The following is a 16,662-nucleotide window of genomic DNA, read 5'->3' as shown; positions in this document are numbered from 1 at the left end:
CAGGATTGTTTCTCCGTACGTGTTCATGCCAGCGCCGCCAGGCAACGCTCGAAAATATCCAGCCCTTCGTGCAGAACATCGGGCTCGATGGTCAGCGGGATCAGCAGGCGGATAATGTGCCGCGCCTTGCCGCTGGGCATCAACAACAGGCCAGCATCCCTCGCTGAGGCCACAAGGTCGGCAAGCTGCCGGGTACCGGGTTCGCCATCCGCTGTGATCAGTTCAATACCGCGCATGCAGCCCACGCCGGTCAGCCTGCCCAGGTACGGCGACAGCTTGCTTGCCTGCCAGGCGTTGTAGCGCGAAACAATAGCGTTTTCCTGCTGCTCTCCCCAGGTGGACAAGTTGGCATCAGTCATCTGTGTCAGCGAGGCCAGGCCCGCAGCGCAGCCAATCGGGTTGCCGGAATAGGTGCCGCCCAGCCCGCCCTTGGGTAGGTTGTCGAGCAAATGCTTGCGACCAACCACGGCGCCCAGCGGAATGCCGCCCGCGATGCTCTTGCCCAGCAGGATCAGATCCGGCTCGATGCCCAGCCGGCTGAACGCAAAGCGCTGCCCGGTGCGGCCGAAACCGGACTGAATTTCATCGGCGATCAATACGATGCCATGTTCATCGCAGAACGCTCGCAGCGCCTGAGCAAAATCCGCCTGCATGGCCAGAAAACCGCCTTCACCCTGCACCGGTTCAAAGATGATGCAGGCCACGTCGTTGACATCGATCTCTACGCTGAACAGTCGGTCCAGTGCCTCTAGCGCCTGCTCTGTGGTCACGCCGTTGTCCTTGCTGGGAAACGGAATGTGAAAGACCGGGCCGGGCAGCACGCCGACTTTCTGTTTATAGGGCGCCACCTTGCCATTGAGGTTCAGGGTTGCCAGTGTTCGGCCGTGAAAGCCGCCATCGAAGGCAATCACAGCCGTGCGGCCCGTCGCGCCACGTACGATCTTCAAGGCATTTTCCGCCGCTTCCGCACCACTGTTGGTGAGCATGCCGCTCAGCGGGTAACTCACCGGTACGAACTCCGTCAGTTGCCGCATGAAGCGGATATACGGATCGTGAGGCGTAGCGTTGAAGCAGTAGTGGGTCAGCCTTGCCGCCTGATCCTGAATAGCCGTGACCACCTGCGGGTTGCAATGCCCCAGATTGAGCACGCCGATACCGCCGACAAAGTCGATGTAGCGCTTGCCGGTGGTGTCCCATACCTCGGCATTACGGCCGTGGGATAACGTCATGCTGTGGACAAACGAAATGGATTCGCTGATGTATTCGCTCATCGGTCTGGCCCTGCCTCCGGGGGATCATGATGGCCTTATCCAAACAAACATCGGGCAACGCTCGCAAACGAAATAAAATCACCGGGTCATTCCAATAATTCCCGATGTAGCGGCCTTCGTTGCTGTTAATGGCAGGCAGTTCATTCCTAAAAGGAATCATGTTTTTCAAAAACGTCGTTTGTGGGCCGACCTCGAGTGGATCAATACTGGGTTCATCAGTGATTTCCACCGTTTCCATGACAGGAGAATCAACATGGTTGCCGAGTTATTAGCACGTCTGGGCGTGGCGAACAGTGCCCACACAAAAGGGGACTATCCGGTTTACACCCCGATTGATGGCAGCCGGATTGCCTCGGTCACGCTTGAAGGCAAGGCGCAGGTCGTGGCGCGCATCGACAGCGCCCACAGCGCGTTTCTGAAGTGGCGCACAGTACCGGCCCCACGCCGTGGCGAGCTGGTGCGGATCTTTGGTGAGGTGCTGCGCGAGCACAAGGCTGACCTGGGCGAACTGGTGTCGGTCGAAGCGGGCAAGATCACTCAGGAAGGCTTGGGTGAAGTCCAGGAAATGATCGACATCTGCGACTTCGCCGTCGGCCTGTCGCGCCAGCTGTATGGCCTGACCATCGCTTCCGAACGTCCCGGCCACCACATGCGCGAAACCTGGCACCCGCTGGGCGTGGTCGGGGTGATTAGCGCCTTCAACTTCCCGGTTGCAGTCTGGGCCTGGAACACCACGTTGGCGCTGGTCTGCGGCAACCCGGTGATCTGGAAGCCTTCGGAAAAGACTCCGCTGACGGCCTTGGCCTGCCAGGCGCTGTTTGACAAGGCGCTGAAGATTTTCGGCGATGCGCCCATAGCGCTTGCCCAGTTGGTGATCGGTGATCGTGACGCTGGTGAAGCGTTGGTCGATGACCCGCGCGTACCACTGATCAGCGCCACCGGCAGCACCCGCATGGGCCGCGAAGTCGGTCCGCGTGTTGCTGCACGTTTCGGGCGCAGCATTCTGGAGCTGGGCGGCAACAACGCGATGATTCTGGCCCCCAGCGCTGACTTGGATCTGGCCGTGCGCGGTATTCTGTTCAGCGCCGTGGGCACTGCCGGTCAGCGCTGCACCACGCTGCGTCGTCTGATTGTGCATCGCTCGATCAAGGACGAAGTGGTTTCCCGGGTCAAGGCGGCCTACGCCAAGGTGCGTGTCGGTGATCCTCGTGAAGGCAATCTGATCGGTCCGCTGATTGACCAGCAAGCATTTTCCGCCATGCAGAATGCGCTGACCAAGGCGCGCGACGAGGGCGGTCAGGTGTTCGGTGGCGAGCGTCAGTTGCAGGACCAATACCCGAACGGCTATTACGTCACACCGGCCATCGCCGAAATGCCGGGGCAGAGCGAGGTGGTGCGTCACGAAACCTTCGCGCCGATTCTCTATGTGCTGGCCTATGACGACTTCGAAGAAGCCTTGCGCCTCAACAACGAAGTGCCTCAGGGGCTGTCGTCGTGCATTTTCACCACTGACCTGCGCGAAGCCGAGGCTTTCCAGAGTGCGGCGGGCAGCGACTGTGGTATTGCCAACGTCAACATCGGCACCAGCGGCGCAGAAATTGGCGGTGCATTCGGCGGTGAAAAGGAAACCGGTGGCGGTCGTGAATCCGGCTCCGACTCGTGGCGCGCCTACATGCGCCGGCAGACCAATACCGTCAACTATTCCCGCGAGTTGCCATTGGCCCAGGGCATCGTTTTCGACTGATCTGTACCAGGCTATTACTTGAAGGGCATTGCTGGAGTTTTTCGATGGTGCAGTTTGCTGAAGGCTGTCTGTGGGAACAATTGACTCCGCAACGTCCGGTCAGTCCGGCCTTGATTGGGGAACGAAGCGCCGACGTGTGCATCATCGGCGCAGGTTTCACCGGTTTGTCGGCGGCGTTGCGGTTGCTGGAAGGCGGCAAATCGGTGTGCGTGGTCGAAGCTCATCAGGTTGGTCATGGCGGCTCCGGGCGCAACGTCGGTCTGGTGAATGCAGGCACTTGGGTGGCACCCGACGAACTGGACAAGGTATTGGGCAGTGTCGAGGCCGGCCGCCTCAATAGCGCATTGGGCGCGGCTCCGGCGCTGGTATTTTCGACTATCGACAAGTACCGCATCGCGTGTCAGGACACCCGTACCGGCAACCTGCACATGGCCCACAATGCAAAGGGACTGGCGGATTTGCGCAGCCGTGCCGAGCAGTGGCAGCGGCGCGGTGCCAGGGTCGAATTGCTGACCGGAAAACCCTGTGAAGACGCCTGTGGCACCGACAAGGTCAGCGGGGCGTTACTCGATCACCGTGCCGGTACGGTGAACCCGATGGCGTATGTGTCAGGCATGGCGCTCAATGTCGTGGCGCTGGGCGGTCAGCTGTTTGGCGAGTCTCCCGTCAACGGGCTGCAACGCACTGCGGATGGCTGGAGAGTCTCTACCGCCGCGGGCAGTGTGCGCGCCGAGAAGGTCATCATTGCCTCCAACGCCTACACCGAAGGTGAGTGGACCGACGTCAAGGATCACATCTTCGCGGGCTACTACTATCAGGTCGCTTCACAGCCACTCAGCGGTAGCGAGCAGGCGGGCATTCTGCGTGGCGGGCAGGGTTCCTGGGACACGCGTACGGTGCTCAGCAGTATTCGTCGCGATGTCCACGGGCGACTGGTGCTGGGCAGCCTTGGCAACGCTGGCAATTATCCGCTGTGGTTCATTCGTCAATGGGCTGATCGCATCCAGCAGCACTACTTTCCACAGTTGGGTCGGGTCGAGTGGCAGAGCACCTGGACTGGCCGCATCGGTTTCACCCCAGACCACTTGCTGCGTCTGTTCGAGCCTGCGCCCGGCTTGCTGGCCGCGACCGGTTTCAATGGCCGCGGCGTGACCACCGGAACGCTGGTGGGCAAATGCTTTGCTGATTACCTGCTGAGCAACGACGCAACTGCGTTGCCGGTGAGCTTTTCCAGCAGCAAAAAGGTGTCGGCCAATGGCCTGCGCACACTGGCGTACGACGCCGGTTTCACGCTGTATCACGCTGGCCAGTGCTTACGCGTGGTGCTCTGAGCCGACTGGTTTTCAAGCCATTCTGCTCTTGATTCGCAGCTCCGCACACAGCCCGCCCTGCGCCGAATTGCGCAGGTGCAGGCTGCTTTCCAGTTTGCGCACGATCATGTCGACGATCGCCAGCCCCAGCCCAGCGCCATTGCTGTGGCCCTGACTGTAGAAGCGTTCAAAAAGGCGTGCTTTCTGTTTCTCGTCGATACCCGGCCCTGCGTCTTCGACTGACAAGTACGCGCTGCCGTCTTCCTGGCGGTTGAGCATCACGCGAATCTCGCTGGCCGGCGGGGCGAAGTTGAGCGCGTTGGTCAGCAGGTTCTGTAGCGCGATGGTGATGGCTGATGGGTCGCTGAGGATCACGCAGTCATCGCCCGCCTCAAACACCAGATCGACACGCTTCTCCAGTGCCAGAGGCGTCAGCTCGGCCATTTCCTCGCGCACCAGCGTGTTCAGTTCAAAGGTTTGTAACTGGCTGACTTCAAGGCGCGGCTCAAGCCGGGCCATCGTCAGCAACTGGCTGGCGAGACGGGCGGCGCGGTCGACGCCGTGCACGAGAAAATCCAGTGCCTCAAGACGCTGTTCCGGGGTTTCGGCCTGGCGTGCGTTCTGTGCGTGGATGCGCAGGATGGTCAGCGGTGTACGCAGTTCGTGGGCGGCGTCGGCGATAAACCGCCGCTCGCGCTCCAGCACGCTCTCGATCTGGGTCAGCAGACGGTTGAGCGCGTGTTGCATGGGTTCCAGCTCTTTGGGCAGCGGTGTTATATCAAGCGGCTCAAGGCTTTCGGCATCGCGTTCGCGAATGACCCTGGCCATCGACTGCAACGGGCGCAGGCCCCAGCCGATCGCCAGCCAGATCGCGACCACCAGTAGCGGCACGCCGATCAGCGTCGGCCACAAGGTATGGCTGACAATGCGCTGAATCAGATCCTGGCGTACATCATCGCGCTCACCGACCCAGATCAGGAAACCCTGCTGCGGGTCGGCCAGGAGAAAGCCGCACCACTCATGCCCGTTCTCGACCAGATCATGCGAGCCTTCTTCAGCGGGAGGCGCACTGAGCAGCGGCGCTTCGGCCGAACGTACCAAAAGCTCGCCCGACGTGCGCCAGACCTGAAACGTCAGCCGGGTTTCATACGGATGGGCAACGCCACTGGTGCCGACCCGGCTCATGGCCTGATCGAACGCCTGATACAGCTTGTCCAGGTCCTGCTCACCCGCAGCGCGCTGGCGCAGCACACCCTGCAACAGGCGCGCGCTCTGGGCCAGTTGCGCATCGTAGACTTCTTCTATTTCGTGATGGCTGTCGCGCAGCGCGAGCAGGCTTATCGCCAGGTTGCCGAGCAGCAACAGCACCAGAACCGGGACCAGAATACGCGCGCGTACCGAGGTCATGCCTTGAGCTCCAGCAGGTAGCCGACGCCGCGCACGGTGCGGATCAGTTCGGTGGACAGTTTCTTGCGCAGGTTGTGAATCAGCACTTCCAGGGTGTTGCTTTCGACCTTGTCCTGCCAGCCATACAGGGTATTGGACAAGCGCTCGCGGGTGACCACCTTGCCGGGGCGGATCATCAATTGGTGCAGCAGTTGATATTCCATTGGCGTCATCGGCACTTCGCTGCCCTGAAAGCTGACCTGCTGCGACGCCGGGTCGAGGCTGATGCCAGCGTGTTCCAGCAACGGCTGCGCACGTCCCTGGCTGCGTCTGAGCAAAGCCCGGACCCGGGCTTTGAGTTCGTCGACGTCGAACGGCTTGATCAGGTAGTCGTCGGCACCGGCGTCCAGACCGGCAATGCGGTCGGCGGTGCCGTCGCGCGCGGTCAGGATCAGCACCGGCAGGGCGAGTTCTTCGGCGCGCAACTGACGCAGCAGGTCGAAACCGTCCATGCGCGGCAGGCCGAGGTCGAGCAGCAACAGATCGAAGGGCTCGCTGCGCAGGGCGTGCAGCGCGCTCAGCCCGTCTTCCAGCCAGTCCAGCGTGTAGCCCTCGGTATTCAGGGCCACACGGATGCCTTGGCCAATCGCACGATCATCCTCGACAAGAAGCAGACGCATAGGGTTGTGACCAATGAATAGGGTGAGAAGGGCGCCATCATGCCGTCAGCAGGCAGCGTCGCGAAGTGCCGTGTGTCCGGGAAGATGTTACGAGCTGTTGCGTATTAAGCTTTTCCTAAGACTGGTTTCGCACAGTAGGGGCTCCTTAACTGCCTGTGAGTATCTGTCATGCGTAAAGTCCTGCTGGTTTCCCTGTTGCTGGCCAGCCCGCTGGCCCTTGCTGGTCCGCAATGCACCACCGCCGAAAAGTCCCAATGGCAGGATCAGGCCAAATTCCAGGAGCAGCTCAAGGCTCAGGGTTACGAGATCAGCAAGTTCAAAGTGACTGACGGCAACTGCTACGAGATTTACGGCTTCGACAAGGACAAGCGCAAGGTCGAGATCTATCACGATCCGGTCACCGGTAAAGCGGTCAAGACCGAGATCAAGTAATGAACCGGGTTTCCCTGCGCCTGTGGGACCCGCTGGTCAGAGTGTTTCATATCTCGATCGCGGGTGTTTTCGTTGCCAATTACTTCTTCAATGAGGCGGGTGGCGACTGGCACGTCTGGCTGGGCTATTACGCGGTTGCCTGGGTGGCGGTGCGAGTGGTGTGGGGATTCATCGGACCAACCAGCGCGCGCTGGAGCGATTTCTGGCCTAGCCCGGCGCGCCTGCGTGCGCATGTCCGGTCGCTGATCAACCGGCAGCCGGTACACAGGCTCGGTCATTCTCCGCTGGGTGCGCTGGTCATGGTACTCATGATGGCGCTGATCTTCGGCATGGGCCTGACCGGTTTCCTGATGGAGGAAGTCGATGCCTTGTGGGGTGCCGACTGGCCTTTGCAGGCTCATGAAATTCTCGCCAATACATTGTGTGCGCTGGTAGTGCTGCACATGGCCGCGGCCATCTTCGAAAGCTTTCAAGTGCGTGACAACCTGCCCTTGTCGATGCTGACAGGCAAACGACGTCCGTTACCTGAAGATCGCCATCGCTGAAACCACCTCCTTGCCCTTCATCACAGTGATGCCTCCTGATGCGTGTTATTTCCCGAAACCTGACTGCATGGAGCGCAGGCCTGATTGTTGTAGTGATTTTTCTCAGTGCATGGCTAAGCCATCCACAGCACCGGATATCTGCCTTTGCCGTGAGCGCAGCGCCGATCGACGCTGAAAGTGTGGCACCCAAAGCATCCTACATTTCGCGTTTCGCGTCTTCTGATCTGGACGATTTCGTGCATTCGTCAGCTGTGACGGCATTGCCTGGCGGCGACCTCATGTCGGTGTGGTTCGCCGGTTCTCGCGAAGGGGCGGGAGACGTTGAAATACGCACCTCGCGGTTCGATGCGTCCAATGGTGAGTGGGGCGACGAGCAGGTGCTGGCGACCCGCGCGTCCACTCAGTCAGGTACCGGCAAGTACATCCGCAAACTGGGCAACCCGGTGATCGCGCTTGCTCCGGACAACCGCCTGTGGCTGTTCTACGTGTCAGTCTCGGTCGGCGGCTGGGCGGGCAGTACCGTCAATGCAATGGTGTCCAGCGATATGGGTGCCAGTTGGTCGCCGCCGTGGCAACTGGTGACATCGCCGTTTTTGAACATCAGCACGCTGGTACGTGGCGCGCCAGTGTTTCATGCCGACGGCTCGATCGGCCTGCCGGTGTATCACGAGTTTCTCGGCAAGTTTGCCGAATACCTGTACCTGAGCGCAGATGGCGAAGTCATCGACAAGTTTCGCATCAGCCGCGGTAAAAATTCCCTGCAGCCCACCGTTGTGCCGTTGGACGGCCAACGCGCCGTAGCCTTGCTGCGTTATGCCGGCGAGACGTTTCACCGGGTACTGGCCAGCCGTACCGAAGACGGTGGTCAGACCTGGAGCGAGCCGCAACCGCTGACACCCAGCAACCCCAACTCGTCGCTGGCCGCTGTCGGCGTGCCGGGCAAGGGCTTGCTGGTGGCGTTGAATGATCTGCGCGAAGGTCGCTTCAAGCTCAGTCTGTACAGCACCGACGAGCAGATGAAGGTCTGGCGGCCGCTGCCGGATCTGGACAAGTCACCCGATCCGCTGGGTACACCGTTTGCCCTGGAGGCCTACAAGGCGGCCATCGGCGAAGGCTTTCGCGCTTCCAGCGGCGCACGTCGCCAGCCAATGGAAGCCGAGTTTCTGAGCAATCTGGACCAGCGTGTCTGTTCCGCACAGGGGTGTGATTTCGAATACGAATACCCGTACTTCATCCGCAGCCCGGATGGCCTGTATCACCTGGTCTACTCGTGGAATAACACCTTCATCAAACATGTCAGCTTCAACGAGGCCTGGCTGGCGGAGCAACTTTTATGATCGCTTTGGGATTGGCTCATCTGGCGTTTGCCTGGACCCTGTTTGTACTGTTGGCTCCGCTGACCGCATCGTTATGGTGGCGCTGTGGCCTGCTGGCAGCCACCTCGCTGTTGAGCGTTATTTCATTCGACGGTTTGTCGATGGCGTCGTACGCTCGCAGCCTGACCGACGATCTGGCAATCAGCAGCCTGGTGGTGCTGGGCTGGCTGACCCTGCAGCGATTGGGTGTGCTCAGACCGATGGCAGTTTCCCGGCGATGGGTGATGTTGCTGGTGTTCGCCGCCCTGGCGCTGACGTTGTATCCGGCCACGCTAGGTCTGACTTACTTCGACCCCTACCGCTGGGGTTACAATCCGCGACCGATGATCATTATTGTCGCCGTTATCGCGCTGGGGCTGGTCTTTATGCGTAATGGGCTGGCTGTGGTGATGCTGGCTGCTGCGACGCTGGCATTCACATTTCGTATCAAGCCGTCGGAAAATTATTGGGATTACCTGATTGACCCGCTTCTCGCCCTGTACTGCTGCGGGGCTTTGCTGAGCCTGGCCGTCCGTTTTGTTTATCGCCGGGCAACGGAGTCGCGCCGTTCGGCCACTCTGTCTGCCGGCAATGTCTAGAGGAATGACGATGAGTTGGTTGCAATCGCGACGCCTGCACTATTGGCTGGGCGCGGTCATGTTGGTATTCCTGCTGTCGGCGTTACTGAGAGGGGTGTTTTTCTTCGGGTTTTCCGGCGTCGAGCCGGGCACCCTGTTTACCCGTGGCGAGGTCGCGCAGACGCTGGGTATCGGAGTGCGTTTCGACCTGCGTCTGGCGCTGCTGATACTCATGCCGGTCGCGCTGCTGCTCTGGTTGCCGCGCTGGAACCTGGTCAGCAAGCCGGTCTTGCGCTGGCTGGCGCGAGGCTATTTGATTGTCGCGCTGGCTGTTCTGACGATGATTCATATCGTCGACTTTGGTCATTACGCCTATCTCGGGGTCAGGCTCAACGCCAGCGTGATGCGCTATCTGGAGGATGCGCAGATTTCCCGGGACATGCTCTGGCAGACCTATCCGGTGCTGTGGATCACTGCCGGCTGGTTGCTGACCGTTGCAGCGCTCGGCTGGGCGCTGCTCAGGCTTGAGCGCGTCACTCTGGACCGCGAGCCCCGTCCGCTCAATCGCTGGTCCGTGGTCTGGGGGGCGGCACTGGTGGTCTGTGCGACCTTTCTCGGCTTGCTGGGCCGGGTCGAGAATCTCAATCTGGAAAATCCCGTACCGTTGCGCTGGAGCGATGCATTTTTCTCCGGCAACAGCCAGGTCGCGGCACTGGGGCTCAACCCGGCGCTGTTTCTGTACGACACGCTCAAGGTCTCCCAGTCCCACTTCGATGAAGCCCAGGTGCGTGAGCACTATGAGTCGGTCGCACGCTATCTGGGTGTCCAGCAGCCAGATGCACAGGCCTTGAATTTCAAACGTCACCAGTCTGTGCAGCCTTACCGGGTACGTAGCGAGCGGACGCCGAATGTCATGTTCGTCATGCTTGAGTCACTGGGCACCAGTGCCGTCGGTGCCTATGGCAACCCGCTGAACCCGACGCCGAATCTGGATCATCTGGCGACCCAAAGCTGGTTCTTCAAGCATTTTTATGTGCCGGTGACCGGCACCGCAAAAACGGTCTGGGCGAGCATCACCGGGGTGCCCGATGTCACCCGCCAGGAAACGGCCACGCGTCATCCTCTGCTGACCCGTCAAAACACCATCATCAATAACTTCAAGGGCTACGAGAAGCTGTACATGATTGGTGGCAATTCCGGCTGGGCCAACATGAACGCATTGATCCGCCGCAGTATCGATGACGTCCGCCTGTACGACGAGCGCGACTGGAAGTCGCCGCAGGTGGATGTGTGGGGGATTTCCGACCTGGATCTGTTCAAGGAGAGCGACCGGATCCTGCGCGCGTTGCCAACTGACAAGCCGTTCTTTGCCTACGTACAGACCGCCGGCAATCACCGGCCCTTCACCATTCCGAAAGACAACGACGGTTTTCAGGTCAGCGACAAGACACTGGAGCAGGTCCAGGCCGCCGGTTCGCGCAGTGTGGAGCAGTACAACGCGGTGCGTCTGTTGGACTTCAATATCGGTCGGTTGATGGAACTGGCCAAGGCGGGCGGTTATTACGAAAACACCATTTTTGTGTTGTTTGGCGATCACAACACACGCATCAGCCAGATCCCGCACATGGCCCCGGCGTTCGAGCAACTGGGGCTGGAGAGCAATAACGTTCCGCTGTTGATTCATGCGCCCGGCCTGCTGGGCACCCGGGTAGTCGATGACGCAGTCGGCCTTGCGGATCTACTGCCGACAGTGGCGGGAATGGCCGGTATGCCTTTCACCAGCGGCACGATGGGCCGTGACATTCAGCAGCCCGCTCCCGAAGGCGAACGTGTGGTGCCATTGGTACTGCGTGAAGGCACGTTCCCGCTGATCGGCGGTGTCACCCGCAACTACCTGCTGCAGATGGAGCACGATGGCAGCTCGCCAACGCTTCACGACCTGGCTTCCCCCACGCCGCTGGATAACGTCGCCAAGCAGAACCCACAAGAGTTCGAGCGGCTGCGTGACCTCACTCGCGGCCTGCATGAAACCTCGCGAATGATGCTGTATCAGAACGTGCGCTGATCACCCGAACCGCGCCAGGCGCAGTATATTGCGCAAGCCTATGGTCAAGGCCGTATGCTTGCGCAATGATGGCATCGCTGGTTGATGATGTTAATGTGCTTGCCAATGTGAACCATGCACGTATGAAACACGTATATGGCGCGGTTTTCGACTATCGTCACCAGTCAAGAGCAGTTTCTTCGGGCGGTGCAAACAACCGCCCGAGACGCTGGCTGTTTTTCTGGTGGGTTGTGGTATTTCATCACTAATATCGGAAAAAACTGTCGGTTTTCGCTTCGAATCTGTATTTTGGCGGCCTGTTTTCGCTCGGATGCGTTTTCTGTCTATTGCACACTCAAGAGCCTTCCTGGATGCCGGCAAGTTTTTCATGTGTTACCCCGCCGAAATTGCTGGCTGCACTGCGTGCTGAAACGAGTCAGTTGCACGTTAAGCTCGAAAAACGCATGCCGTTTTTTTCATCTGCGCTGGATCATGCTCTTTACCTTCGTCTGCTTAAGGCTTATTACGGTTTTTATGCACCGCTTGAAGCTGTATTGCACGACAGCGCATTGATGCCCGCGGAGCTTATCCCGCAAGATCGGGTCAAGACCGCTGTGCTGGTCGAGGATCTGCGTGCTCTGGGTCTGTCTGATGATGACATCAGGCAACTGCCTCGCTGCGAGCAGTTGCCGACAGTGGATTCGCCCGGTTCGTGCCTGGGAGTCATGTACGTGCTTGAAGGTGCAACGTTGGGCGGGCAGGTGTTACGGCGCGAAATAAACAGGCGCCTGGGTCTGGATGAGCAGAGTGGAGCGGGCTTTCTCGATGTTTACGGTGCCGATACCGGACCTCGCTGGAAGGCGTTTCTGAACCATCTCGATGCAGTGCCGCGAGAAGTTGTTTTTACTGACGCCGCAGCGTTTGCGGCACAGTCCACATTTGCATGCTTCGAGCAATGGCTCGATGGTCAAGAGGTACTGCTATGAGCCAACTCGACAAGGACGCTTTTGAAGTCCTCCTGGCCAATTGTGCGGATGAGCCTATTCAGTTTCCCGGAGCCATTCAGCCTCACGGTCTGTTGTTCACTCTGGAAGAGCCAAACCTGACGATCCTGCAAGTCAGTGCGAACGTGCAGAGTGTGCTGGGCCATGCACCCGAGCAGGTTCTCGGTAAAGGCCTCGAGCATGTTCTGGGTGCCGGTTGGGCCGAGGTGATCAGAAGCGCCAGCGCTCATGATTCGTTCGTTGATACGCAACGCTTGCTGATGACGGTCAATGGCATCGAGTTCGAAGCCTTGATGCACCGCAATCAGGATGTACTGGTTCTGGAACTCGAGATTCAGGACAAGGAAGCGCAAGCGGTCAGTTATACCGAGCGCACTGGCAACATGGGGCGTATGTTACGTCAGTTGCACGCGGCGAGTGATCTGCAAACACTGTATGAAGTCAGTGTTCGCGAGATCCAGCGGATGACCGGTTATGACCGGGTACTGATCTATCGTTTTGAAGAAGAAGGCCATGGTCAGGTGATCGCTGAAGCGTCTGCACCCAGCATGGAACTCTTCAACGGTCTTTTCTTTCCGGCCTCGGACATTCCCGAGCAGGCGCGCGAACTGTACCGCCGCAACTGGCTGCGCATTATTCCTGATGCCGATTACACCCCGGTGCCATTGGTGCCTCAATTGCGCCCCGACACTCAGCAGCAACTCGACCTGAGTTTTTCGACGCTGCGAAGTGTTTCGCCGATCCACTGCCAGTACATGAAAAACATGGGCGTGCTTTCGTCCATGAGTGTTTCGCTGATTCAGGGCGGCAAGTTGTGGGGGCTGGTCAGTTGCGGGCACCGTACCCCGTTGTACGTGTCCCACGAACTGCGCAGTGCCTGCCAGGCGATCGGTCAGGTGTTGTCGCTGCAGATCAGCGCGATGGAAGCGCTGGAAATAAGCCGCCAGCGCGAGGCGAAAGTCAGAACACTTGAGCAACTGCATCAAGCCATGGCCGATTCCGAAGAAAACGTCTTTGACGGCCTGGCACAGCAGCCGCAATTGCTGATGGATCTGGTCGGTGCGACCGGTGTCGCGATCATCGAAGACCGGCAGACGCATTGTTACGGTATCTGCCCGGAGGTTTCGGATATACGTGCACTGCACACGTGGATGATTGCAGGCGGCGAGCCGGTGTATGCCAGTCATCATCTCTCCAGCGTGTACGCGCCCGCCGAGGCTTACCAGCCAGCCGCCAGTGGCATATTGGCCATGAGCCTGCCCAAGCCTGTGGATAACGGCGTGATCTGGTTTCGTTCCGAGGTCAAGGAAAGCGTCCAGTGGAGCGGTGATCCGAACAAACCGCTGAACATGGAAAGCTCGGAAGGCGGTATGCGCCTTCGGCCGCGCACATCGTTTGAAATCTGGAAGGTCGAAATGACCGGGATTGCGCCAAAGTGGAGCCATGGCGACGTGTTCGCGGCTAACGACCTGCGCCGCTCCGCGCTGGAAAACGACCTTGCCCGTCAGGTGCGCAGGGAGCAACAGGCGGTTCGTGCCCGTGACGAACTGGTAGCGGTCGTTTCCCATGACCTGCGCAACCCGATGACGGTCATTTCCATGCTCTGCGGAATGATGCAGAAGTCGTTCAGCTCCGATGGTCCGCACACCTCGCGGCGTATTTCCACGGCAATCGACACCATGCAGCAAGCAGCCAGCCGTATGAATGTGTTGCTCGAAGACCTGCTCGACACGTCGAAAATCGAAGCAGGCCGCTACACCATCACACCGCAGCCGCTGGAAGTCAGCCAGATTTTCGAAGAGGCCTACACCTTGCTGGCCCCGCTGGCGATGGACAAATCCATCGAGATTTCCTTCAATGCCGAGCCCGACCTCAAGGTTCAGGCCGACCCGGAGCGCCTGTTCCAGGTGCTGTCCAACCTGATTGGCAACGCCATCAAGTTCACCCCGAAACTGGGCAAGATCGGCGTGGCGGCGATGTCCAACGGCACTGAAATCGTGTTCACCGTGCGTGACTCCGGCGAGGGCATCCCAGCCGAGCAACTGCCGCACATCTTCGAACGCTACTGGACCGTCAAGGAAGGCAACCCGACCGGCACCGGGCTGGGTTTGTATATCTCTCAAGGCATCATCAAGGCCCACGGCGGAGAACTGGGAGCGCAAAGCCAGGTCGGCGAGGGCAGCGAGTTCCGCTTTACTGTGCCGATTGCGCATTGATTGCTTTCTCAGGCTTGAGGCGCATATGACTCAAGCCTGAGTGGCATCAGCCCTGATGCCAGTTAGTGGCTTTTTCGATGTATTGAGCGTTCGCTGGAAGTGCCTTGCGCAGAAACGCGAGGTACTTGTCCATAAGGGCCTTGCTGGGAAAACGCGCGGCTAACCCGCTGGTTATATCCTCGCAATGGATAATGACCATCAGACGTTTGTGATCAACCGTGACAAATTCGTGCAAATGCCATGGTGCGGTTTGTCGATGGTGGACGGGGTTTTCCCAGTTCAGCAGTTTGATGGCTGCGATAAAGGCCATCGCCACCGGACCGACCAGAAACAGCAATGACCCGGTGATTAGGACGACCAGGACGAATGCCAGGATGACGAAAATAGCGATGCCTTTGAAAAGTGCGGAGGCGAAGTCGGGATAGTGGAGGTAGTACTCGACTGTGGCACCGTCGGTTTTCAGGGTGTAGTTGTAGATGGTTTTTTGGCGGATAAGCAGGCCTACGAAATAGGCAAGAATGCCGGCGAACGCCAATAAAGTACCCAGTAATGAGTAGAGGCTATCTGAAAACATTATCCAGCCTCCCCACATATAAAGTGTGCATCCTGTTATGTAGAGTGCGGTAAATATGGACTGCGTTATCATCATTTCTCTAGGCGATCTCGCAAGTGTTTTGATCTTCCAGCTCAGAACATCTCCACCTTGTGGCAAGGTTGGGTTGTTTTCTTGTTGAGTCATAATGGCGTACCCTCTGCGACTTCTAGAGTCAGCGTACCGGCCCTGTTTGATGCCTTTACTTCAAGTTCCACAGCAGCCAATCCGTCAATAGCAGTATCGCCTCTTGGACTAAGCTCCATCAGAAACAGATAGCTTCTATCGTCTTCGCCAGGTTTTAAACGACTGGCCGGATACCAGATTTGCAGCTCAAGGTACGTTGCGTCCTTGTCGAGCGGTACCCAGGTTTCCCAGATGAGGTCTTCGTTTTCGGGTGGTATCAAGGGGTAGGTGAAGTCTTCACTCGCCTTATACCCAAACCCATAGGTAACCTTGCCAATATTCTTGGCACTGAAGTCTCCATCCCGAGTAAGGTCCCGGTAAGTGAGCGCGGTATTGATGAAGTTGAGCATGATCACGCCCCAGGCGATTGACTCGGCAATACCTCCCAGTCCATCGATCCAGCGCTTGGCGGTGGTCAGCCAGTCTTTGGCGATGGCTGTGCCGTACTGGAAGTGCAGGCGAATATCGTCCTGCAACCACTGGTTTATGCAAGCGAGCAGCCAGATAGGCTGAATACCAGGGATCTCGTGGTTCGGCCTTAAGGGAGTGCTTATTGAGGTCGGCAACGGGACTACCATTTCCAGGCTTTTTCCGTGAACTCAGTTGTTGGGGGGAGCACGGTGTGGAGAAACGCGAGGTATTTGTTGAACAGCACCTCATGCTGGAATCGGGCCTCAAAGCCCAGTGTGACATCCGTGCGGTGTGTGACGATCATCAGCCGTTTACGGTCGACGGTCACAAAGTTGTACTCATCCCAGGGCAGGCTTTGTTCATGGTGAATGGGGTTTTCCCAGTTTAGTAGCTTGAGGGCTGCGATACAGGCGATGGCCGCAGGGCCGATTAGAAAGAGTATTGAACCGGTGAATATGGCTACGAACACAAATAGCAGGATAACGGCTATGGCGATGCCTTTGAAAAGGGATGAGGCGAAGTCGGGGTAGTGGAGGTAGTATTCCAGGTGGGCTGAGTTGGTTTTTATTGTGTAGTTGTAAATGGTTTTTTGACGAATTATTAAACCAATAAAGTAAGCATAAATCGCAGCGATGACTAGCGTGAACACAACCGCCCAGTGCGGCTCCTGAGTAAATAACTCCCACCATACCCAAAAGTTAAAAAAAAGCATCAATACGTGCCCCAAACCCAAAAAAAATTGTGCGTACATAATCTCTTTTGGAGAGGACGCGATGGTTTTGACTGACCAGTTCATGATGTCGTTGCCTGTCAATAATGCTGAGGGTGATACCGCTTTTTCCAAGCCGCACCGGGCTTTGTCAACGATGGAGGCTGAATGCGAAGATTTTTGTTGTGTATTCATGTCC

14 protein-coding genes and 1 pseudogene are annotated in these 16,662 nt (G+C 58.4%); 9 read left to right on the top strand and 6 right to left on the bottom strand.

Annotated elements, in window-relative coordinates; all coding sequences use genetic code 11:
- Positions 1–23: 23 nt before the first annotated feature.
- Positions 24–1,271: an aspartate aminotransferase family protein gene (locus RGM3321_RS06385; protein ID WP_244392087.1), complete on the bottom strand. Its 1,248-nt coding sequence runs from the start codon at positions 1,269–1,271 to the stop codon at positions 24–26.
- Positions 1,272–1,524: 253 nt separating this feature from the next.
- On the opposite strand from RGM3321_RS06385, the gene RGM3321_RS06380 reads away from it, so the two are divergent.
- Positions 1,525–3,015, top strand: a complete 1,491-nt coding sequence (locus tag RGM3321_RS06380) for an aldehyde dehydrogenase family protein (protein WP_244392086.1) — start codon at positions 1,525–1,527, stop codon at positions 3,013–3,015.
- Between the two features lie 44 nt (positions 3,016–3,059).
- Entirely contained in the window at positions 3,060–4,346 is a 1,287-nt protein-coding gene (locus RGM3321_RS06375; RefSeq protein ID WP_244392085.1) for an FAD-binding oxidoreductase, read from the top strand.
- A gap of 12 nt (positions 4,347–4,358) precedes the next feature.
- Here RGM3321_RS06375 and RGM3321_RS06370 read toward each other — a convergent pair whose 3' ends face one another.
- Together RGM3321_RS06370 and RGM3321_RS06365 are read right to left on the bottom strand one after the other, a co-directional pair.
- Positions 4,359–5,732, bottom strand: coding sequence for a sensor histidine kinase (locus RGM3321_RS06370; protein WP_244392084.1), 1,374 nt, complete (start codon positions 5,730–5,732; stop codon positions 4,359–4,361).
- Positions 5,729–6,391 (bottom strand): response regulator, encoded by a 663-nt coding sequence (locus RGM3321_RS06365; RefSeq protein ID WP_002554362.1) that lies wholly within the window; start codon positions 6,389–6,391, stop codon positions 5,729–5,731. Before RGM3321_RS06365 ends, RGM3321_RS06370 begins: the two co-directional genes overlap by 4 nt.
- A gap of 168 nt (positions 6,392–6,559) precedes the next feature.
- On the opposite strand from RGM3321_RS06365, the gene RGM3321_RS06360 reads away from it, so the two are divergent.
- The 7 genes from RGM3321_RS06360 (at position 6,560) to RGM3321_RS06330 (ending at position 14,565) form a co-directional block, all read left to right on the top strand.
- Positions 6,560–6,823 (top strand): PepSY domain-containing protein, encoded by a 264-nt coding sequence (locus RGM3321_RS06360; RefSeq protein WP_002554361.1) that lies wholly within the window; start codon positions 6,560–6,562, stop codon positions 6,821–6,823.
- A complete protein-coding gene (locus RGM3321_RS06355; RefSeq protein WP_244392083.1) occupies positions 6,823–7,368 on the top strand; it encodes a cytochrome b/b6 domain-containing protein in 546 nt (181 codons plus the stop codon). The genes RGM3321_RS06360 and RGM3321_RS06355 overlap by 1 nt, the downstream gene beginning before the upstream one ends.
- Positions 7,369–7,406: 38 nt before the next feature.
- A complete protein-coding gene (locus RGM3321_RS06350) occupies positions 7,407–8,705 on the top strand; it encodes a sialidase family protein (RefSeq protein WP_244392082.1) in 1,299 nt (432 codons plus the stop codon).
- Positions 8,702–9,322: a hypothetical protein gene (locus RGM3321_RS06345; protein WP_244392081.1), complete on the top strand. Its 621-nt coding sequence runs from the start codon at positions 8,702–8,704 to the stop codon at positions 9,320–9,322. Before RGM3321_RS06350 ends, RGM3321_RS06345 begins: the two co-directional genes overlap by 4 nt.
- Positions 9,323–9,332: 10 nt before the next feature.
- The gene (locus tag RGM3321_RS06340) at positions 9,333–11,366 is read left to right on the top strand and encodes an LTA synthase family protein (RefSeq protein WP_244392080.1); all 2,034 of its coding nucleotides are present in this window, start codon (positions 9,333–9,335) and stop codon (positions 11,364–11,366) included.
- Positions 11,367–11,716: 350 nt separating this feature from the next.
- Positions 11,717–12,331: a biliverdin-producing heme oxygenase gene (locus RGM3321_RS06335; RefSeq protein ID WP_244392079.1), complete on the top strand. Its 615-nt coding sequence runs from the start codon at positions 11,717–11,719 to the stop codon at positions 12,329–12,331.
- Positions 12,328–14,565 (top strand): ATP-binding protein, encoded by a 2,238-nt coding sequence (locus RGM3321_RS06330; protein WP_244392078.1) that lies wholly within the window; start codon positions 12,328–12,330, stop codon positions 14,563–14,565. The genes RGM3321_RS06335 and RGM3321_RS06330 overlap by 4 nt, the downstream gene beginning before the upstream one ends.
- A 46-nt stretch (positions 14,566–14,611) precedes the next feature.
- On the opposite strand, the gene RGM3321_RS06325 is transcribed toward RGM3321_RS06330, so the two are convergent.
- From RGM3321_RS06325 to RGM3321_RS06315, 3 genes and pseudogenes are all read right to left on the bottom strand, one after another.
- Positions 14,612–15,304, bottom strand: coding sequence for a permease (locus RGM3321_RS06325; protein WP_244392077.1), 693 nt, complete (start codon positions 15,302–15,304; stop codon positions 14,612–14,614).
- Positions 15,301–15,828: pseudogene (locus tag RGM3321_RS06320) on the bottom strand (hypothetical protein); the annotation flags it as partial. The pseudogene RGM3321_RS06320 and the gene RGM3321_RS06325, both read right to left, overlap by 4 nt.
- Before the next feature lie 86 nt (positions 15,829–15,914).
- Positions 15,915–16,658: a permease gene (locus RGM3321_RS06315; RefSeq protein WP_244392076.1), complete on the bottom strand. Its 744-nt coding sequence runs from the start codon at positions 16,656–16,658 to the stop codon at positions 15,915–15,917.
- Between the last annotated feature and the right edge of the window lie 4 nt (positions 16,659–16,662).

The sequence above is a fragment of the Pseudomonas sp. RGM 3321 genome, assembly GCF_022836805.1.
Lineage (GTDB): Bacteria > Pseudomonadota > Gammaproteobacteria > Pseudomonadales > Pseudomonadaceae > Aquipseudomonas.
This window is presented reverse-complemented; position numbering and strand designations above follow the sequence as displayed.